At 70.9% G+C, this 19219-nt stretch carries 18 protein-coding genes; 6 read left to right on the top strand and 12 right to left on the bottom strand.

Features of this window, described 5'->3' with window-relative positions:
* Nucleotides 1-523, top strand: a 523-nt coding sequence (locus tag ACIA6B_RS31455; protein ID WP_396778960.1) for a hypothetical protein, incomplete at its 5' end; no start/stop codon positions are given.
* Nucleotides 524-591: 68 nt separating this feature from the next.
* On the opposite strand, the gene ACIA6B_RS31450 is transcribed toward ACIA6B_RS31455, so the two are convergent.
* The 3 genes from ACIA6B_RS31450 to ACIA6B_RS31440 all read right to left on the bottom strand — a co-directional run bounded on the left by ACIA6B_RS31450 (nucleotide 592) and on the right by ACIA6B_RS31440 (nucleotide 4717).
* Nucleotides 592-951, bottom strand: coding sequence for a hypothetical protein (locus ACIA6B_RS31450; protein WP_396778959.1), 360 nt, complete (start codon nucleotides 949-951; stop codon nucleotides 592-594).
* Between the two features lie 1010 nt (nucleotides 952-1961).
* Nucleotides 1962-3668: a replication-relaxation family protein gene (locus tag ACIA6B_RS31445; protein ID WP_396778957.1), complete on the bottom strand. Its 1707-nt coding sequence runs from the start codon at nucleotides 3666-3668 to the stop codon at nucleotides 1962-1964.
* Between the two features lie 221 nt (nucleotides 3669-3889).
* Entirely contained in the window at nucleotides 3890-4717 is an 828-nt protein-coding gene (locus tag ACIA6B_RS31440; protein ID WP_396778955.1) for a hypothetical protein, read from the bottom strand.
* 724 nt (nucleotides 4718-5441) lie between these two features.
* On the opposite strand from ACIA6B_RS31440, the gene ACIA6B_RS31435 reads away from it, so the two are divergent.
* Nucleotides 5442-6710: a hypothetical protein gene (locus ACIA6B_RS31435; protein WP_396778953.1), complete on the top strand. Its 1269-nt coding sequence runs from the start codon at nucleotides 5442-5444 to the stop codon at nucleotides 6708-6710.
* Nucleotides 6711-7164: 454 nt separating this feature from the next.
* Nucleotides 7165-7839 (top strand): hypothetical protein, encoded by a 675-nt coding sequence (locus tag ACIA6B_RS31430; protein ID WP_396778951.1) that lies wholly within the window; start codon nucleotides 7165-7167, stop codon nucleotides 7837-7839.
* Between the two features lie 325 nt (nucleotides 7840-8164).
* Here the strand turns inward: ACIA6B_RS31430 and ACIA6B_RS31425 are convergent, their stop codons facing one another.
* A complete protein-coding gene (locus tag ACIA6B_RS31425) occupies nucleotides 8165-8428 on the bottom strand; it encodes a hypothetical protein (protein ID WP_396778949.1) in 264 nt (87 codons plus the stop codon).
* Nucleotides 8429-9024: 596 nt separating this feature from the next.
* Between ACIA6B_RS31425 and ACIA6B_RS31420 the strand changes: the two genes are divergently transcribed.
* The 3 genes from ACIA6B_RS31420 to ACIA6B_RS31410 all read left to right on the top strand — a co-directional run bounded on the left by ACIA6B_RS31420 (nucleotide 9025) and on the right by ACIA6B_RS31410 (nucleotide 11230).
* Nucleotides 9025-9492: a hypothetical protein gene (locus ACIA6B_RS31420; RefSeq protein WP_396778947.1), complete on the top strand. Its 468-nt coding sequence runs from the start codon at nucleotides 9025-9027 to the stop codon at nucleotides 9490-9492.
* A 296-nt stretch (nucleotides 9493-9788) separates the two neighbouring features.
* Nucleotides 9789-10589 (top strand): hypothetical protein, encoded by an 801-nt coding sequence (locus tag ACIA6B_RS31415; RefSeq protein ID WP_396778945.1) that lies wholly within the window; start codon nucleotides 9789-9791, stop codon nucleotides 10587-10589.
* 347 nt (nucleotides 10590-10936) lie between these two features.
* The gene (locus tag ACIA6B_RS31410) at nucleotides 10937-11230 is read left to right on the top strand and encodes a hypothetical protein (protein WP_396778944.1); all 294 of its coding nucleotides are present in this window, start codon (nucleotides 10937-10939) and stop codon (nucleotides 11228-11230) included.
* Between the two features lie 856 nt (nucleotides 11231-12086).
* On the opposite strand, the gene ACIA6B_RS31405 is transcribed toward ACIA6B_RS31410, so the two are convergent.
* From ACIA6B_RS31405 to ACIA6B_RS31370, 8 genes are all read right to left on the bottom strand, one after another.
* The gene (locus ACIA6B_RS31405) at nucleotides 12087-12293 is read right to left on the bottom strand and encodes a hypothetical protein (RefSeq protein ID WP_396778942.1); all 207 of its coding nucleotides are present in this window, start codon (nucleotides 12291-12293) and stop codon (nucleotides 12087-12089) included.
* A gap of 89 nt (nucleotides 12294-12382) precedes the next feature.
* The gene (locus tag ACIA6B_RS31400; RefSeq protein WP_396778940.1) at nucleotides 12383-13402 is read right to left on the bottom strand and encodes a hypothetical protein; all 1020 of its coding nucleotides are present in this window, start codon (nucleotides 13400-13402) and stop codon (nucleotides 12383-12385) included.
* 158 nt (nucleotides 13403-13560) lie between these two features.
* Complete coding sequence (locus ACIA6B_RS31395) at nucleotides 13561-14631, bottom strand: tyrosine-type recombinase/integrase (RefSeq protein WP_396778938.1); 1071 nt, start codon at nucleotides 14629-14631, stop codon at nucleotides 13561-13563.
* Nucleotides 14628-16142, bottom strand: a complete 1515-nt coding sequence (locus ACIA6B_RS31390; RefSeq protein ID WP_396778936.1) for a hypothetical protein — start codon at nucleotides 16140-16142, stop codon at nucleotides 14628-14630. The genes ACIA6B_RS31395 and ACIA6B_RS31390 overlap by 4 nt, the downstream gene beginning before the upstream one ends.
* On the bottom strand, nucleotides 16139-17788 hold the full coding sequence (locus tag ACIA6B_RS31385) for an exonuclease domain-containing protein (RefSeq protein WP_396778934.1): 1650 nt from the start codon (nucleotides 17786-17788) through the stop codon (nucleotides 16139-16141). The genes ACIA6B_RS31390 and ACIA6B_RS31385 overlap by 4 nt, the downstream gene beginning before the upstream one ends.
* Entirely contained in the window at nucleotides 17785-18156 is a 372-nt protein-coding gene (locus ACIA6B_RS31380) for a hypothetical protein (RefSeq protein ID WP_396778933.1), read from the bottom strand. The genes ACIA6B_RS31385 and ACIA6B_RS31380 overlap by 4 nt, the downstream gene beginning before the upstream one ends.
* Nucleotides 18153-18539 (bottom strand): hypothetical protein, encoded by a 387-nt coding sequence (locus ACIA6B_RS31375; RefSeq protein WP_396778932.1) that lies wholly within the window; start codon nucleotides 18537-18539, stop codon nucleotides 18153-18155. Before ACIA6B_RS31375 ends, ACIA6B_RS31380 begins: the two co-directional genes overlap by 4 nt.
* On the bottom strand, nucleotides 18536-19189 hold the full coding sequence (locus tag ACIA6B_RS31370) for a hypothetical protein (protein ID WP_396778930.1): 654 nt from the start codon (nucleotides 19187-19189) through the stop codon (nucleotides 18536-18538). Before ACIA6B_RS31370 ends, ACIA6B_RS31375 begins: the two co-directional genes overlap by 4 nt.
* Nucleotides 19190-19219 lie beyond the last annotated feature (30 nt).

Below are 19219 nucleotides of genomic sequence, written 5' to 3'. Positions count from 1 at the left end.
ACCATCCGCCAGCGGCGTGTATCCGGCTGCGCGACGGGCCAGAGTGAGAGGCTGGCCTGGTCAGATCCTGTTGATAGCGACACTCGCCGTCGCCCTGCTCGGTGTTTCCGCCAGTGCGCCGAATGAAGGGCTGTCTTCGGCACGGCGGGAGCAGGGCGCTCGTCTGTTCGAGCCGGCTGTGGTTTCAGCAGATGGCATGACCTACGGCGAGTTGACTGTCCGGCTGGAGCTCCTGATCGACCGGGGCGGCGCGCTGCACGCCGAGTGCTGGATCAACGGGCCACGCCAGAGTCACCGCATTCGCGCCTGCAACATCCTGCCTGCCGGCGGCGGCGACGCCCTCACCACGACCGAGAGTGGCGATCCCGACTTCCCCACATGGGCCAGCAAGAGTCATTCGGTGTCCCAGTCGAGGCACTGCCGAGAGGTCAGCGAGTACGGACACGCTGAGGTCCTTTTCGATGTCCACGGCCACGTCACGCGTGCATCCGTCTCGGGCGGTGACGTAAAGATCAGATGCTGATGGGTTCGCCCGTGAAAAGGCCGAGCCTGACCCCATCCGGGTCAGGCTCGGCCTTTTCATCTGAGCTTTCAGGAGGCGCAGGAGACGTTGCTGCCGTTGCCGGGCAGCAGGTCATCCCGAACCCACCCCTGTTGGCCCTTCACCTCCAGGAATGTCCAGGTGTACCCGTCGTTCCCCAGCGTCCAGCAGTGGAAGTCCAGAAGATCACCGGCGTAGATCACCGTCTTGACCGGGCAGCCAGTGCTGGAGCCGGTACGCACGTTGACGTTGGTGCGCGTGGACCGCACCGGCACGCTCGAATCTCTGTCATAGACGTTGAAGCCGCAGGTCGCGTGCGCCGAGGCGGGGGTCGCGGAGACGAGCATCGGGACGGCCATCGCTGCCGTGATAGCCGCCGCCGCAATCGCGCGTTTACGTGCTTCTTGCATGGTTCCTCCGGGTGCTCAGCATGTTGCTCTCGGCTTCGACTCCCTAGATGGCAGCAACCGCCATCCGACCGGCACAAGCGTTCCTGGGTGTCCCGGACAGTCCGGGACAGTCCCAGCGCGAGTTCCACGTCTGCCAGCCGGCCAGCCGGTTGTGACACGAGCGGCTACACCGCCCTACGGTCCGCGGCCCTGACCAGCGCTGCTCATTGCCGACCTCTCCGTGAGGCCGCAGTACAAGCGGCAATGCCGGCCTCCAACCCGGCCCTGACCGGCCCGTTGCTGAAGTTGCTGGTTGCTGCGGCTAGGCCACCGGCCCACCTACATCTGGTAGCCACGGTCAGGTCAGGCCTTGACAGCTACATACGATCGGATGTCTTGCTCCCGGCAGGGATCGGCGTTGGTGACGTAGCCGCTAACGCCGAGTTGGCGGCCGAGGTCCTGGCACAGGATCTATAACTTGCTGCACCGCGCACGGTCGGGCTGGATGCTTCCTCGCGTGCTTCCTGCGGTGGTTCCGTGGGTGCTTCCCCGGCCGGTTGCGTAACTCGCGTGGCGGGTCGGTGGTGTCGGCGCAGTTCAGCTCGCCAGCAACGGGGTGTTGCCGCAGGTCGACAGATACTGACCAACATGCCCGTGTAAGTCGGTGTGCGTTCGTCAGATGATCGAGGTGACGAGTGGAGGCCAGGTCTGCCCGGGTCACGAGCGGTCAGTCCTGGCGGCGGGGCGGCGTTGTCCGTCGAGGTGGGGGCCACCTTCTCGGGGTCTGCCGCGTGTAGGTGGTGGTCGCGGGCGCGTCACTGACGTTGCGGGGCGCGGAGAATGCAAGGGGGTGTGTCCCCTGTAAGGGCACATCGTGCGGCTGGGCTGCGGAAACAGCGGCCAGTGGTGAACATGCCTGTCCGTTCGACCCTGGGGGGATTCCGGGGAATCACGCGGGGGGTTGGCGAGGGCGTTAGCGGGGCCGGGCTGGTGGCGGCTGGTAGCGGTCCGGAACTGCCGGGAAGGTCGGCTCAACTGGCGGGCTGATCGGGTGGGGGCATGGGTGCCTTGCCCCCGGCAGCGAGGCGGACGCGGATGGCGGTGAGCCGCTCGTCGAAGGTGGGGACCTGGTCGCGGTCGGTGTACGGGATCGGGGTGCCGGCGTGGCAGTGGGGACAGTGTTCGCCGGCGTACCAGTCGGGGCCGTCGGGATCGGGGCGCGGGTAGGCGATCGCGCAGGTGCCGCAGACAATCAGGTGCTCGCGGTCGTGTGCGGCGCCGAGCTGGGCGGGGGTGGTCCGGCGGCGGGCCCGCCAGCCCAGCCTGTTCCACACCGCGGCGACCTGGTCGTCGCGGACGGCCTGGTAGTCCTCGAGTGCTGCCTCCTGGCGGCGCTCCTGGGTGTGCGGGGGCGGCGGGCGCAAGCGATCGAGTTCGTGGGCGGTGAGCAGCCGGCCGGCCTGCAGGGCGGCTGCGGCGGCGCGCAGCCTCGGATGGTCGTGACCTGCGGCGGCGAGCAGTTGCTCGGCCTGCGCGGTCCACGCGGCGGCGTGCCGGTCGATCAGGACGGTGCGGGCGCGGGCGGCGAGGGTCGGGTCGTCGCGGTCTGCCCACCAGGCCAGGAGCGCGTCGACGACGTCGGGCGCGTCGTCGAGGCGCTGGTGGCGGGTGGCCGGTGGCCAGTGGGCGAGCAGTTGCCCGGCGGCGGGGGCCTCCAGGAGCCGGGCGACGTCGTCGGCGTCGTCGCAGATGGCGTGGAACGCGTCGACGCGGTCCTGGCGGGCCGCCTGCGCAGCGGCCTGGTCCAGGTGGTGCTGGGCGCGGGCCTGCGCGGTGATCCGGCCGACGAGCAGCTCGGGCAGGCTGGTCCGGGTGGCGGCCTCGCCGGGCAGCAGCCACACCGGGGCGTCGGTGACGGCGGCGGTCGGGTCACGGACCAGACCGCACGCGGCGATCACCAGGGCGCGGGCGTCGGCGAGGTCCCGGCCGGCCTGCCCGCCGTGGACCAGACCGCTGTCGCGGTGGGCGGCGGCGAGCTGCCGGCCGGCGGCGGCGAGGAAGGTGGCGGCGCGGGCCTCGGTGGTGGTCAGCAGCAGCAGCGGCGGGCAGTGCGGCCACCGGCCCTCCCACGCCCGGTCGGCGGCGTAGGCGAGGTAGCGGGTCACCTTCTCCCGCAGCACCACCTGCGACATGGTCGCGAGGTCGACCTCCACGAACGCGGCCGCGGTGCCGACGACGCCGGCGTGGTCGACGTCGACGAGCAGCACCGCGTCCGGCGTCAGGCGGCGCAGCCGGGCGCCCCAACCTGGGCGGGTGGTCTCCCACTCCTGCCAGCCGGCCCGGTCCGACCACCACCGCCGCAGCGCCAGGCCGGCCGGCGGGCCGTGGTCACGGACCGCGAGCCACGCCTCGCCGATCGCCGCGGTGTGGGCGACGTGCAGCCCGGAGGGTTTCTGCCGGCCGGGCGCTGCCGCGGTCCCGGCGATCAGGCGGGCCCCGGCGACGCGCAGCCACCAGTGCCGCGGCGCGGAGCCGGCTTCCCGGCCGGGTCGGACCGCGTCGACCAGCCCGGCGCCGCGTAACCGGTCCAGGCGGTGGCGGACGGTGCGGACCGGGGCGCCGGTGGCGCGGGCCAACTGGTCGGTGGTCAGCACCCGGTGGGTGTCGAGCAGGACCAGCAGCTCGTGCGACGGGCCGCCGGAGGTCCGCAGCCGCTGCACGAACGCCCGATCCGACACGGCGATGACGCCCTCCCGCGATTCTGGCTGCCTATGGCCACCTTCCGGTGACACAGACAGTGTCAGTCGCCTGTCGACCGACTTCTGTCACAGGCGGCCTGACCTGGGCTGTGAGCGAGAGCGGGGTTGCCGTTCGGGTCCGAAGCAAACGGCAACGCCGGCAGGGCCGGACGGCACCGGTGAGCCCTCGGACAGCCGACGGCGGGTCTGTCGCTGCGCTGTCAGTAGGGCGCCGGTGGGCGGGCCCCCGCCTTGGCCAGCCGCTGGGCGCGGGCGTGCAGCTCATCCCGGGCGACAGCGAGTGGGGCCCATCCATCGGCCCAGGCGGTGAGGAACCGCTCGGCGGCCTGCTTACGGGCGGCGGCGGAGCCGGCCCGCTGGTAGGCCGGATCGACGAGCAGGTCCGCGGCGAGCTGCTCGTAGTGCTCGTCGATGTCGGCGTACCGCTGGCGGGCCGCCTCGTCGGCGCGGTCGCAGGCCAGTCGCACCGCCGTGCTCGTGACCCGCTCGTCGAGGTCGTCGGGGAGGTGCTGCTGCGCGAACCGGTACCGGCCGCCGCCTGGTTTCTCGGCACGGAACTGCCGCATCGCGAGCAAGGTTTGCACGGCCGGCTCGGCCAGTTCCTCGCTCTCGCGCTCGCTGAGCCACCGCGGCCGACCTTCGTCGTCCTCGTTCACGAGGCCGCGGTAGGTGGCGGTGATCAGGGCCTCCCACTCGGCGTACCAGGACACGGTGTGCTCCCAGAAGTGCACGACACCCCCGGCGACGAACGCCACCTCGATGCCCTGCAACTGGCCACGGCGGGCGAGCAGGTGCCGGGGCGGGTCGTCCACCAGGTCGTCGTCGGGGTCGAACGGGTCGACCGCCACGTAGAGGGCAGGCGCACTCATCCGCTGCGCCAGGGTCAGGAAACCCGGCAGGTCGATGTCCTCCCCGTCGAGCCGCACCTCGGGCCCGAGGTGATGCACCGGCACAACGGGCACCACGACCAGGGCGTGCTGCTCGGCGAAGGCGGTCGCCGTCGACCGCAGGCTGTTCACGTCGTCCACGGTGGGAACGTAGCCGCCGCCACGGCCCGTTCCGTGGTTCGCCGCGCTGGCGCTGACGGTTTCGGCCGTGCTGAGGGCGGTTGAGACCGGGGCTTGCGCGCGGCCTCCGCGGGGTGTGGCCGCAGGAGGGATATCTCTTATCAGTCGGCCCCGCTCCGCCGGCCGGGCAGACACCGTGCCACCAGTGCAGATGGCATGAACAGCGGGCAGCGTTCAGGCGAGCGCTGCCCGTCGTTGCGATCCTCGTTGGATTTCTCGTTAGAACCCTCGTGTGACCATGCCCCGGTCATGGGCCGGTCCTTCGCCGGCGTCTCAGCCTGTGGGCGGATCAGCGGGGCGTCCACGGACGTGGGCGTCTCGTCCAGCGCCTTGGACGACGGTGCTGGGGTTGGTGCCGGCCGGGTTGAGCTGGGCGACTCTTCTCCCGGGAGCCGAGGACATGAGGGCGCACACCAGGTGCGCTCATGACCGTCTTTACGCGCCGCAACCTGCCCAGGTGCTGCACTCTGTCACCGCCTTCTCGCATCATGTATAGATGGCGGGTGCTCCGCGCTGATCAGGCGGCCAACCGACGTGCGCGGAGCACCCTGACCGACCAGGCAGTCAGGACTGATCGGCACCGGTAACTCTCCTCGGCGTCTCCAACGTCGGGAAAGAGGACCCGGCAGACTCCCGACAACATCGCCGTTGCCGGGCCACCTCTCGTGCATCGAGGACGACCCGCATGAGTACCGCCGCCCGCCGCCCGCCGTCGCGCAACGCCCGCCCGTATGCCGTCGACGAGGCCACGATCCGCCGTCGGTGCGCCAACCCCGAAGCCGCCGAATACACCCTGTACGTGCGTGGCCTCATCGATGACTACCTGGGCATCGGCGGGCAGTCGGCCATCATCCGCAACGCCCGCAAACGTCGCCTGGACTTCCCGGGCCTGAACCGGCAGAAGCTGTCCGAGCAGCTCAGTCGCTACCGCCTCGGCCCGACATGGGAGATGACCGAGCTGATCATCGGGTGCCTGCCCGACAGTTGCGACACCGCCAGCATCCGGGCGCTCGCCGCGGGGTGGTACGAGTGCGCCCGCGGTCACCGGCCTTACGGCTACAACGGCCCGGTCAGCCGCCCGCCGGGCAAACTGGGCCAGGACAACGTGCCCGAGAGCGAGCCGGCCGTGCCGGTCCTGCAGCGCAAACTCGCCCGCCTGCAGGACCGGCTCCGCGACGAGACCGCCCGCTACCTGGAGAACCTGCGGACCTCGGAGAATGGCCGAAACAACGAGATACGACGCGCCAACCAGCTCGAAGCGCAGTTCCACCAGACCCGCGACGAGCTGCTACGGGTCAAAACCATCGCCGCGGATGTCGCCACGCTGCGCGAGGACTACGCCCGCCAGTGCGCCTACCTGGAGTTCATCGCCGCGCCCACGCTGCGTGGCAAGCCGATCATCGACCTGCCGGAACCGCCGCTGGCCCGGCGCCGGATCCACTTCGGGCTCCTGGTGGCCTCCATCGACGCTCAGGCGCCACCGGCGAGACGGGCCCTGGCCCGTTACCTGTGCGCCTACGCCGAAGTGGTCGGCGTGTCCTCCACCGAACTGGCCAGCCGCGCGGACATCGCCGTCACCGTGACCATGGACATCCTCGCCGGCCGCCTGGTGCCCACCGCCGCGCACGCCACCCGCCTGGCCGCCGTCCTGGACTGCGTACCGGAGACCCTGCGACACCTCAGCACCGCCGCCAGCAACGCGACCGCCCTCGACGAATGCTTCTGGAGCATCGCCGGCGCCGTCGACCCGACGACTACCCGCTCGGACCAGCCCGGCTCTCACCAGGCTGTCGGGTCGGATCCCGACAACCGCTCCACGTACCCGCACAACGACCCGACATCACCCAACCCCATCGCCGAACGGCTGCGCCAGCTCGCCGCGATCTACCGCGACGGCCTGATCAGCGACAGCGAGTACGCCGAACAACGCGAACGCATCCTCAGCGAGCTGTAGATCACGCTCTAGCCACGTCAGGCCTTCGCCGCGGGGCCAGAGACTTGAACTGCGGCCGGTAGCGGTCGGTGCGAGGTGCACCACGGGGCTCGGGCGGCCATCCGAGCCCCGTGGACCGACCGGCCCCAGTAGTTGGCTGGACGAGGCGGCGTGGCCACTTTCCTCGGGCGCCAGGGATGTCGGTAAGAGCAGGCGGTCGTCTCCGACATTCTGCCGACACTCGACCGGGACGATCCCGGTCATCTACGGCCGGGTATCGACCACCCGCCTGTCGCAGAACTCGTGCCAGACGTCGACGCGCGGCCAACACCGCGCCGGGATGCCATCGAAACTCGCCGAGGGGCCGCGTCACGGCACCGGATAGCCTTGATCTGCCGCGTCCGCTGTATACGCCACACACTCAGGTCCGCTACCCACTGTTGCTGAGCAGCCGCCATCCGTCATCATGCGGAACGTGACAAATCCTGACTCTCCTCAAGTCGCCCTCTCGCGGCGCGCCCTACGCTTCGCCGACGGCGCGGACCGGCCTGTCATCGTTGAAGAGCTGTACGTGGACTGGGACGTACAGGTGAACCATGGCCTGTCGTTTCAGTCGACCAGGTCCCGCATCGCGGCCTGGTGGCCCACCCAGGGCATCGCGTGGGAGAAGTTCGGCGATGTCATCAACGAGCACGTCGACGCGGGCCGCCTGGTGATCTGCAAGAACACGGACGCACCTGATCACCCCGAGCATCACATCACGCAAGGGCATCACTACCCGCGCCCCAGTTCACCGTTCCTCTACGGTGACCGACCGATGGTGCTGCGATACATCACCACACCAGCCGGGTCGGTAGCGTGGAAGAAGACCCTTGCCGCGAGAGCCGCCGAGGCCGAGCGGCAGGCCCAGCGGGAGACGGCGGCGCAGGAGCAGCGCGCGGCGCAGATGCTCGTGGTGACTGATCGGGTGCTGTCCGCCGTTCGCGGAGGCGCCGCCACCATCGCGGCCATGGCCGCCGCCACCGGCTTCTCGAAGGACGACGTCCAGGTCGCGGTGCACCGCTTGGTCGCCGATGGCCGGATCGTCTACGACGGCCGCCGACTCTGGGGCGGCCACCGATGGCTCCCCAGCGGCGTGACCACTACCTGAGAGGCCGGCCGCGATCAGCGGAGTCGTTACGAGGCCGAGGGAGCCATGACCATCACTGTAGGTGCTCTGGCCAGCCAGGAATCGTAACGAGAACCCCTGACATCACGTGCCACCTTGAAGGCCTCGGCCCCGGGCCACGCTCAGGCAGGCATGCGCTCGAAGATTCCTGAACTAGACGCCGTGTCTCAACGTGACTAATTCTCGTTACCCCGAGCGAAGGGGTACGGGGCTCGCCCGGCCGGAGGGGTCCGGCTGTGTGTGGCGGGCCGCGCTGAACAGGCCGGTGTCGCGCGTGCGAGGCGCCGGCCTGTTCAGTCGTCTGCAGCTACCGGCGCAGACGAGCGGCTGTCGCGGCCATACGGTGCAGAACCTCACGAACGCCGACAGGCGTCAGCGCGCGCAGCGTGACCGGGACGTCGAGCACCACCAGGTGCGCGTAGTGCTCACCCGGGTCGCGACCCTCTCGGACCAGGCCGTGCAGCGCGTGAGCGGCTAAGCCCTCGCCGTAGATGCCGCGCAGCACCACGTCGGCGGCCTCGTGCGCGAACGGGCCCCCTTGCCACTCGATCTCCCACGTCGCCCCGCCCAAGCCCGGCCACCAGTCGAGACACTCAGCACCGTCCAGTGCCTGACTCTCACGCAGGGCTGCCATCGTCCGCCCCAACGCCTCATAGAAGCGCCCGGGATCCGTCTGGCGCACTTGATCGGTCATGGCCTGTTCAACGACACCGGGGAGCCGACCGCGACGGCGGTCCGCGCTGCCTCACCCGCTCGGCCTGGCTGCCGACGATACTGTTGTCCATGCATGTGATCGATCTCGACCGTCTGCACACCGCCCCCGGCAGACGGCCAAGCAGTGGCTGGAGTCGGGCCGCTCTGGTAGCCGCCATGAGCATCGCGTGCCTCACCGGTGAGCCGGCGCAAAACGCCTTGACCTGCGAGTCACAGCCCCCCTCGTCCAGCTCGTCCCACCAAGCCCTGCACGCCGTCATTGATGTGACCACCGGTCAGGTGATCTCCGCCCAGTGCACGCCGGCGAGCTGAGGTTTTCTTCGGGCCACATTCCGACAGGACGTCGAATCGCCGTTGACTCACCGCAATCACACCAATACTCTCAGCTCTCATCTATCGACGGGCGCGCATCGTTGCAGAGGTGACGCTCCTGACGATCACGAGGGAGATGTTGTGATCAAGCGATTCCGCCAACTGAGTACCACGCTCGCCGCAGGTTTCATGATGGCCGCGGTGGTGTCGGCCCCCGCCTCGGCGGAGGCCGGTGCCATCGACATGTCACTGCTCAACTCCAGCCAGCCGAAGTCCGTGGTCCTGGACGTGAACACCGGCACCGTCTTGTCGGTCAAGCCGCTGTCGGAGCGCGAGTTCGGCGTGCTCATCTCCAACCAGCCGATCTGCGAGTTCAGCGACGCCTGTTACTACTCGGGGAAGACCCCCTACGCCAGCCAGGGCTTCTTCGGCTCCAACGGCACGATCACCGGTAGCTGGCCGTACCGCAACGGCGGCAACAGCGGCGGCTACAAGGTCAAGTTCTGCTGGACGCAGGCCTGCGGGCCGGTACTCAACCCGCAGACCACGTTCGCCCTCACCCAGCTCACGACGGGAACGTCCGTCACCATCTCGGGTCGCGTCTCCTAGACGATCCACGTGACACGCGATAGGGCCCTTCGCCCACCGCACGTGGGCGAAGGGCCCTATCGTCTGCCAATTCCGCGGAACGCTCGTCGTCGGCAGCGGTGAGGTAAGCGGCGACGGTGTGGACCGGCCGCCCGGCCGAGGCGCTACCCACCGTGGCTGCGGCGGAGTCAGACCACGTGGGCCGGCGGGAGGGGTGAGCCGCGCACCGCCGTAGGTTACGTCCAGATCCGTCGATGCCCGATCAGGGCACGCGGGCCGTTCACATCCTTAACTGCGGACTCGTGAACAATGGCTCCGTGTCCCGACGTGATGGCAGCCTGCTTGCAGACATCGAACGCGATGCGCTCGACGACCGGGTTCCTCTGGCCTCCGTCCTGCGCAAGTGCATCGCGCTCGGTACTCAAACCCGCAACGCCGAGCTTCGAGACTGGGCAAGCCAGGAGCTGAGCGGCTACAGGGACGACGACAGCGCGATTCCGCCATACCGGATCATCTACGCCCCACTGACGGTGGACGGAGCGAACATCCGCTTTCAGATTTCGGGTGAACAGATCAGTGCTACGGACCTTCCCGAGGTTGCGCACGGCAAGATCAGTGAAGAGGTTCCCTTCGCCCAGGGTGTTGGAGACCTTGAGGCGCTCGTCCGGAACACGGCGAGAGCTGGGAAAACCTCCGTCATGCTGTCGCCGCCCGGTGCCGCCGATCTGGTCAAGCTCATGAACTACGAGCGGCATGACCAGGGTTCTCTCGTGAGCCGGCTCTACTGGGACGTGCACATCGGTCGGGTGGAGGGAATCCTCGACCACATCAGGACGACGCTTGTCCGCCTAACGAGCGAGATTCGGGCGTCCATGCCCCGTGACACGTCCATGCCGACGTCGGAGCAGACAGCGCAGGCCATCAATGTGGTGCTGCACGGGGGGAGACGGAACCATGTCACCGTGACGACGGCCCAGGCTGGCGACAGTGGCACGGCGGAGGTAGTGCCCCCGCAGGTCGAGTCTCATTGGACCAGGACGCAGACGATCTGGACGATCGTCGGTGTGCTCGTCGCGGTGGTCGGCGCCTACTTCGCATACCGCCAGTGGCGCGGCTGAGCGCGTGCGACTGTCGTTCCACTTCCATGGTGTCGCTCGACCGATCATGCATGGAGGTCACGGGGCGAGCAAGCTGGCGTGCCGAGGCGAGGTTCCCGACTCCCGCCCCGACCCGACCGGGATCTGAATTCCGAAGACTTGTGTTCTGCCGGACCGGCCGATTTCCGGCCGGTTCCGGCAGAAGGCCGGCCAGAGGCCGGTAGGAGCCACGTGCCTGGCTATGGTCGCCGAGGTTGGCACGTCTTATGGGGTTGGCACGCTCCGCCGCCGCAGTTGAGCGGGTCAGCCCACTTGGTGCGGAACGGAAGGCTGAGCATCTGCCATCGACCCAGGCGTAGCGTCACGCGATGATCGACCGCCACCCGACGTACCTGTCCCGCCAGGTCCACACGGCCACCGCGAAGTTGGCCCGGTGCCTGGCCACCGACGTGAGCATCGAGCCGGTGCACGTAATCGTCCCGCTGATCAAGGCCATGGACCAGTTGGAGGCGATCTCCAAGGACCTGGCCCGCGCCGCGATCTCCGTCGACGAGCCGGCCGCCGAGGCCGCATACCGGGCCGCCGCGCAGATCGCCGCCGCCCGGCAAGAGTTGGTCGACACCGCGCTTCGCCTGCGCGACGCCGAACCCCCACGACGCTGACCCAGCGGCCGAAGGTTGGCACGTCTTACGGGTTGGCGTGTCCTGCGGCGGCGGCCGGCTCACGATCCCCGTGTCAGGAACGAGTCGAGGGCCTGGTGGCCCATCGGAGGCGTGTCTCACCCGCGGCCCTCTCCTGTCTGCTGATTCCGTGGAATGCCCGTCGCCGGCAGCGGTGAGGTACGCGGCAAGGGTGTAGGCCGGCGCCCGGTCGAGGCGCTGGCCGCCGTGGTCGTAGCGGCAGGTGGTGCGCGCGTCGGCGTGGCCAAGTTGCTCCTGGACGTCTTCGAGGCTGGCGCCGGCGTCGCGGGCAAGGGTGGCGCAGCACGTGCGGTGGACTGACCGGCGTCGGCGTGGTTCACCGTTCGATGCTCATCGGCGGCCGAGCGTCGGTAGACCACCACTGATGGTTCGGATCGACACTCCGCGGCTCCGGGCCCGATCGGCGCGGTCCGCGGCGTCGGGGTCGTACAGGGGCTGCCGGCGTCGATCAGTGCGGGCCCGCTCCCAGGCATTCAGAGCACGCTTGCGGGCTCTGCCGATCGCCATGACGCAGCGGCCGCACTCGGCGACGCCGACCGGTCGGGTGCTCAGCAGCTCATGCGTCGCCGGTACCTTGCGGCGGCACATGAACACGCCGTCGAAGTCCGGGCTGGGCCGGTGAGCCAGCGGCGGATCGCCAGGCCGGATGATCCAGCCGGTCTTCCACCGCGCCCGGTCCGCCGCCGCAGCGGGGCTATCCACGACGCGGCCTCCCGGCGGCGCACGGCGACCCCATCACACCGTCACGCATCACATACATAGGGGTCACTTTATGCGTTGGTGGCGGTAATCGGAGAGATCATCACCGACACGGGGGTCAGCAAGTCGGCGCGGTTAAAAGCATCGGGACCACCTGGCTGTCGTCGACCGTGAGCTGGGTGTCGGCGAACAGGTGGGGTCGTCTCAGCGCGTGGACCGGCTCAGCGGCGTGCGGGTTGGGCGAGGACGCCGGATCCACCGGGGCGAGCCTGGTGCGCCGGCTGCGGTGCTGAACACCCACCCGTTCCGCATCAGCGCCACGCATGACCAGGCAGCCTAAACGGGCCCACCCGCTGACGTTGATCTCGCCGCCCGCCCCGGACCCCCACCCGCCGCTGATCTCTTCGGTCCCGGTCAGCGGCGACTACGGTTACGCCGGTCGCCATCCTGGATGGCCTTTGCGGTGCGGCGCCGCTGCGAGGGCACGACGGCGAAGACCGGGTCGTTGACGTCACCCGGGTTGGAGAACACCACCGGCGGTGCCGCCGGTCGAGTGACCGGTGCTGTGACTGGCCTGGCGAGCACCAGTTCAGGTTCGACCACCGGCTTGTGGTGCCCGGCCCGGACCAACAGGTCGTACACGGCCTCCACCGGCAGTCGACGACTCACCAGCATGAGGGAGGCCATGGCGTAGCCAGCGGCCATCACGGTCACCGGCACCGGGATGAGCTTGTCGAGCACGTCCGGATTGACGCGCCGCGAGGCGAGATAGCCCGCGTCACGCGGCCCCAGTTCCGTGCCGAGCCAGCGCCGCACCGACCGGTCGTCGAACCCCTCCCGCGCCCACCGGCCGGCCTCCTCCCGCCACTGCTGCGCCTCGGACAGGGAGATGCGCTCTCGACCCTGCAGATGCTCGGGCAGGAGCGCCCGCACCAATCCCGGCAGTTCGCGGACCGACACGGAGGGGGGCCCACCGCCACGTCGACGGCGATCACGGGCCGCGCCCGGACGAACGGCCGGCAGCGGCACCAGCAGCGGACGCTGCGGCGGCGGAGCCGGACGGGCCTGCGCAGCCGCGCGCCGCGCCGACTCACTGATTACCGGCTTCGCGGGCGGTAGTGCCGGAACCGGCCGGACGGCGGGCTGGCGTGGGATGGCCGATCGTGCTCCCAGCCGCGACGGCTGGTAGCCGGTCGACCAGCTCCGGCGTGCCGGGGGCCACTCTGGCGCGACGAGCTGCTGGATGTCCTGGCGAGTCCCACCCCACCGGGTTGTCCGCAGCACCACGTGGGCCTGCGATTCGTCCAGGCTTCCTCGTGGGCTGACCCGCACTCCTGCGGCCTCAGCCCAGGCGACGATGTCCGCGCTCGTCACCGTGGTGTTGCTGGTAATGCAGAGCCGGCGGGCCAGCTCGTGCACCCTGATCGTGGGCATCTACCCCCCTCGTCGATCTTCAACTCTCACTGAGCGTAATGCCACGAAGATCGAAAATGAAGCGTTAACCATGCTCACCCTCGGCGTGTCGAACATTTGTTCCCTTACACGCTCCGTCAACGCCACCGGGGACGCGACGCGCCGCGCGCCCGCGCCGGTCAGGCCGTCCCCTCGTCCGCTGATTCTGGGGAATGCTCGTCGCCGGCGGCGGTGAGGTAGGCGGCGAGGGTGTAGGCGGGTGCTCGGTCGAGGCGCTGTCCGCCGTGGTCGTAGCGGCGGGTGGTGCGGGCGTCGGCGTGGCCGAGTTGCTCCTGGACGTCTTCGAGGCGGGCGCCGGCGTCGCGGGCGAGGGTGGCGCAGGTGTGGCGCAGCACGTGGGGGCTCATCTTGATTGGGATCTTCGCGGTGATGGCGAGGCGGCGCAGCAGGCGCCACACCGCGCCCCGGTCGAGGCGGGCGCCGCTGGCCGTGGCCACCAGGGGCCGGCGTGGTCGGGCTCCGGCCTGCCCGGCCGGCACGGGTACCCGGGCCTCGGTCAGGTCGGGCCGGGCGGCGAGGTAGGCGTCCAGGCGGCGGGTGACCGGGGCGGGCAGCGCGACCAGGTGCGGGCCGCCGCCCTTGGCGGTGAAGCGCAGGACGCGGTGGTTGCGGTTGTGTCCGAGCTGCTCGACGTCGGCGCCGACGAGTTCTCCCACGCGCAGCCCGCCGTAGAGCAGCAGGGCGACGATCGCGGCGGTGCGGGCGGCCTGGGGGCCGGTGTCGGCGTCGGCGGCGGCGAGCAGCGCCTCGGCCTGGGCGCGGGACAGCCCGGGAGTGCTGGGTCGGGTCGGGTCGGTCTTCGGCTTCTGTTTGGGGTTGATGGCGGCGGGGTTGGCCCGGTCGGTGCGGTCCTCGGCGATCAGCCAGGAGTAGAACGCCGACACGGCGGCGAGGCGGCGGGCCCGGGTCGCCGCCGATGAGCCGCCGGTGGCCTCTTGGGCGCGTAGCCAGGCGTGGGTGTGCACCCGGCGGGCCTCGGTGAGCGGGTCGACGCCGGAGACGGCGAGGAAGGTCAGCCAGTGTCGCAGGTCCCGCTGGTAGGCGTCGCGGGTGTGCGGGGAGGCGTAGGAGATCAGCCACTCCCTCAGCAGCTCCTCCAGGCCGTCGCCGGCGACACCCCCCATCGCCGGGGGCCCACGGTGGGGGGTCGGGACGGCGGGCAGCAGCTCGCCGGACAGGGCGGTGCTCACTGCCCGTCCCGCTGGGTGGGCGGGGTGTTGATGATGGTGACCTTGTCGCCGCCGATGAGGGGCGCGTCGGTCGGGCCCTTGAGGTAGGGCGCGATCCACAGGGGTCGGTGGTCGTTGAGGCTGGGGTACCAGTGTTGGCGCCAGTGGCCGCGCACGACCCACCGGTGGCGCCACTCCCGGCCGCCGTGGTCGGCGTGGGAGTCTCGGTCGGCGCTCAGGTTGCGGCGTAGCCGGGCTACCCGCACGTCGCGGGGTGGTAGGCCGGCGCGTTCGGTTCGGCGGCGCTCCGGTCGCGCGGTGGTCAACTGCTCGGACTCGGCGAGATTGGTCTGCGCGGCGAGCTGGAACGCGGCGAACACCAGCCGCGCCCAGCTCAGCGTCGTCATCGGTGCGTCCGGCCCGGGGAGCTGGAACTCGTCGACGGGGTAGCCGTCGGGCCGCCAGGCCAGGGCCGCCTCGTTGTCGACGGTCAGCGGCGGCAGTAAGCCCCGGGCCCGGGCCAGCACCTTCGGGTCGGTGAAAACATCCTGCTCGTGCAGGCCGGACGCGGCGTAGAAGGACATCCACAGCCCGCCGGCCGGCCAGTGCGGGTTGGCCACCGGTGACCACGACACCGCGACGATCGGGGCCTGACCGGCGTAGAGCTGCTGGCTGGCCTGGCGCATCTTCTCTCCCCCGCTGCGGGCGAGCAGCTCAACGACCTGATCGTCGCGGGCCTCCTGCGCGGGGTAGACGGCGATCGGGTCGGCGAACACCGCGAAGCCGACCTTCGACGGCAGATCCTGCGGGCGGGGCGCGAACGCCGGCATGGACGGGTGCGCGGCGTTGAGCAACGCGCACAGGTCCTCGTCGACGTACCACAGGTCCCCGTCGCGCAGCCGGGTCGTCTCCGCGGCGGCGAGCAGGTGCGCGACCTTGTCCGGTGGGCCCGGCGGCCGGATCGGCTGACGGCCGAGCTGGATGGCCTGCCGGTAGAAGTTGACGCCCTGGGCGCTGACGTACCAGTCGGCCAGCCCGCGGCGCAGGGCCGGCACATCGGTGGCGTCGTAGCGGGCACGCCCGGTGTCGCTCGCGGGGTTCATGAGTGGCGGGTTCCCTTCGGTTGACGTGGGCGGGTGGTGGCCCGCCGGCGGTGTCCGGCTCGACTGCGGAGGTGGATCACCGGCGCAGCCCTCGATCACGTGGCTCGGGGCGCAGGCCCGTCGGGTGCCAGCGGGGCGTAGCGGACGCCAGCGTCGTCGACGGTCGGGCACCGGCAGCGCGTCGTGCAGTGGCACGTACTGGCCGCAGCCGGCCCGGCCGCACCGGTTGGCCGGGTCGGCCCAGTCCGCGGCGTCGACGTTGAGGTCGACGGGTGGCAGTTCGACGTCCAGGTAGACGGTGACGCTGTCACCGGATCGGCGCGGCCGGGGTGGGCTCTCCCGGGTGACGGTGAGGACCTGGCCGACCGCGAGGGCGGCGGCGTCGGCCTGGTCGGCGTCGCTGGCGACGATGCGGACCTTGATGGTCACCGGCCGGCCATCGCCTTCGGGGTCCGTGATGGCGCGGTCATGGCGCACAGCAGCTCGTAGGCGGTCTGACAGTCGCCCAGCGCGCGGTGGCCGCCGCCGAGGGGCAGCCAGCGGCGCACGAGTTGCCAGTCGGAGCGGCGACCCATCAGGCACGCCCAGGTGTCGAGGTCGCCGAGGTGGGCCGGGTCGAGACCGTCGCGGCCGGTGTGCCGGCCGATGACGGCGTGGTCGAACTGCGCGTTGTAGGCCAGCACCGTCCTGCCGGCGGTGACCTCCAGCAGCCGGGGCAGCACCTCGGCCAGGGGTGGGGCGTCGGCCAGCTCGGCGTCGGTGATGCCGTGCACCCACCGGGCCTCCGGCTCCACCTCGCAGCCTGGCTTGACGAGGGTGTCCAGCAGCGTCTCACCGGTGCAGGCGTCGACCACGGCGACCTCCACGAGGTAGCCGTGCAGGTCGGTGGTCTCGGTGTCGAGGATGACCGCGGCGTCGGGCTCGCGCATGGCGCGGGCCCAGCGGATCGCCGCGCCGGCCTCGGTGGCCACCGCGATGTCCCGCCGGTGCTCGCGCAGGTACGGGTGCATGGCGATCTGCTGGCGGATCTCCTTCTCGCTGGGGGCGCCGTCGACGCGTTCCCAGTCGACCTCCCAGCGGCCGGCGCCGGGGTGAAACCACGCCCACACCTCGATACCGTGCCGGTCGCCCAGCTCGGCCACCCACCGGCGCACGATGGCGGCCCGGTCGACCGGCCGGCGGGCCAACTCCCGCAGCGGGGACGGCTCCCCCGGCTTGACGGCGTGCACGGCCTCCCAGTCGATGCCCGGGTGCTCCCGCAGCGCTTCCAGGTCACCGACCCGGTACAGCGGCACGCTCACGTCCCGATACCGGCTGACCTCCACCATGGTGTGCTTGCGTGGCGCCAGCAGGTCGCTGGCCACCAGGTACTTGAAGTCGGTCGGCCGAATCTCCAGGAACGTCGCGGCCTGGTGGCTCATCAGCAGCCGGTCGACGCGCACCTGCTCGACCAAGTCCTCATCCCCGGCGAGCGCGTCGAGGTCCGTCTTGGCGTACCGGTCCTGCCGGCCGAGCTGCAGGTCGCGGTCCTTGGCCACCTTCTCGAACTCGGCGCGGCGCCATCCGAGGTAGGCGGGCGCGTCCCAGGTGCTGACGCTGGCGGCGATCCACGCCTGCCGCTCGGCCACCGCGGCGGCGAGCTGGTCGACGTCGACGGCGTCGAGGGCGCGGCAGTCCCACAGCGGCCATTGCTTGTACCAGCCGGCCACCGCCAGCGCGCCGGCGTCGGCCAGGGCCTCCACGTCCTCCTTCTCCACGTCGAGGCCGGTGCGTTCGGCCAGCCGCTCGGCGGCCCGGTGCCCACCGATCGGGGCCTCGGTGCCCACGGCGGCCACGATCTCCTCGCGGCGCGCGGCGACCTGGTCGGCCACCGCGATCGACCACCGGGCGCCGCAGTCAGCCGGCGGGATCAGCCCGGATGTGGTGCCGGCGTCCCACTGCCACTCGGCCAGGCGGGTGTGTCGCAGTACCTGGATCGGGCCGAGGTCGGCCGGCGGCGGCTTGGCCTTCGGCTCCTTTTTCTTGCGGGCCGTCGGCACGGCGGCGGGCCCGGCCGCCACGTCGTTCTCGCTCACCAGTTCGTGTCCTTCCGTAGGTGGGGGCAGGGCGAGGGGCGGCGCATCGTGTGCCCGGACGGGTCGCCGAGCACGGGCGCGAATCCGGCCCGGCCGAGCGCGCGGACCAGGGCGCGCTTGTCGGAGCCGTACGAGTCGGTCGGGGTGCACACCACGTCCAGGCCGCGGGCATCGGCGGCGGCCAGGATGGCGAGCAGCATCCGCAGCCCGTGCCAGCCATCCCGGGAGTCCAGCGGCACCCGCAGGATCCCGATGGCCAGGGCCCCGTCGTCGGTGACGTCCAGGGCGAGCAGCACCATTCCCGGCAAGGAGCGCTTCAGCTCGCGGACCAGGTCGTCTACCCAGTCGCCGGTGTCGACGGTCCTCACGCCGCGCCCGGCCTCTCGGTCTGGTCGGCGAACGCGGCGACCCGCTCGTACTTCGCGGTGGTGCTGTGCCCGTCCCAGGCGGCCGGGTGGGCGGGCAGGTGCCAGGACACCTGCCCGGTGGGCAGCTCCAGGTAGACCACGACCGGGCGCGGGTCGGTCGGGTCGTGGCCGACACCGGCCGGGACGCCGGCCTCCTGGGCGAGCGCGAGGGCGGTCCAGATCAGGGCGTTGCGCCGTGCGTACGCGGCGGTGATCTCCGGGGTGTCCGGGCCGGTGTGGCCGTGCCGGGACGGGTCGATCGCGGCGATCGCGGCCAGGATGCCGGCGAGGCGGGCCTGGATGTCGTGGGCCGGCTGGGTGCTGGCGTCGACGGGGGCGTTCACTTCGGGTCGTCCTCGGGGAGTCGGGCGGCCTCCCGGTCGGCAAGGTCGTTGCGCAGGTTGGTGAGCCGCTCGGCGCTGTAGTTCAGCCGCATCGCCTCGATGCCGAGCCGGGCCCGGATGCCGGCATCGGTGACCCACTGCGCCACCGTCTCCGGCGTACCGTCCTCTCCCGCTGGTGTGTCCGGCAGCAGGTCGGCCATCCACCGCAGCAGCTCCACCAGCGCGGTCAGAGTGGTCTCGACGTCGCCGGCGCCCAGAGCGTTCTGGGCTCGCTCGTACGGCTGGTAGGCCACGGTCCAGGCCGGCGCTGGCTGGCCCTCGGCGACGACGACCGCGGCAAGCTGGACGCCGGGCGTCAGCCGACCGTACGAGCGGACCTGGCCGTCGCTGTCGACGACGTCGACCGGATCGGGGCCGAGCAAGGTGACGCCGGCGGCGGTGTGCGCGGTGGCCGTCGGGCCGGCCGGCAGGTTCGGGTCGACGTGCACGGTCCAGGCGACACTGACCGGGGTGTCAGCCGGCAGCGCCGCCATCAGCGCGGCCAGCTCTCCCGCCGTGGCGAACTCGCGAGGCATACGGGCCAGCACGTCGGTCACCGCCCTGGCTGCGGCCTGCTGCTGGTCGGCGAGGGTCTGCCTGTCGATAGTCATGCGGTGCGTCCTCCTGTGCGCTCGGAGATG

It is taken from the genome of Micromonospora sp. NPDC051141, assembly GCF_044455765.1.
GTDB lineage: Bacteria > Actinomycetota > Actinomycetes > Mycobacteriales > Micromonosporaceae > Micromonospora.
The sequence above is the reverse complement of the archived record's forward strand: the minus strand, read 5'-3'. Positions and strand labels throughout refer to the sequence as shown.

Bases quoted from the DNA above. Each gene is read 5' to 3' on its own strand.
- ACIA6B_RS31450 (WP_396778959.1), bottom strand. From the start codon at position 951: ATGCAAGAAGCACGTAAACGCGCGATTGCGGCGGCGGCTATCACGGCA.
- ACIA6B_RS31435 (WP_396778953.1), top strand. From the start codon at position 5,442: ATGAGTACCGCCGCCCGCCGCCCGCCGTCGCGCAACGCCCGCCCGTAT.
- ACIA6B_RS31410 (WP_396778944.1), top strand. From the start codon at position 10,937: ATGATCGACCGCCACCCGACGTACCTGTCCCGCCAGGTCCACACGGCC.
- ACIA6B_RS31405 (WP_396778942.1), bottom strand. From the start codon at position 12,293: ATGCGTGGCGCTGATGCGGAACGGGTGGGTGTTCAGCACCGCAGCCGG.
- ACIA6B_RS31400 (WP_396778940.1), bottom strand. From the start codon at position 13,402: ATGCCCACGATCAGGGTGCACGAGCTGGCCCGCCGGCTCTGCATTACC.
- ACIA6B_RS31370 (WP_396778930.1), bottom strand. From the start codon at position 19,189: ATGACTATCGACAGGCAGACCCTCGCCGACCAGCAGCAGGCCGCAGCC.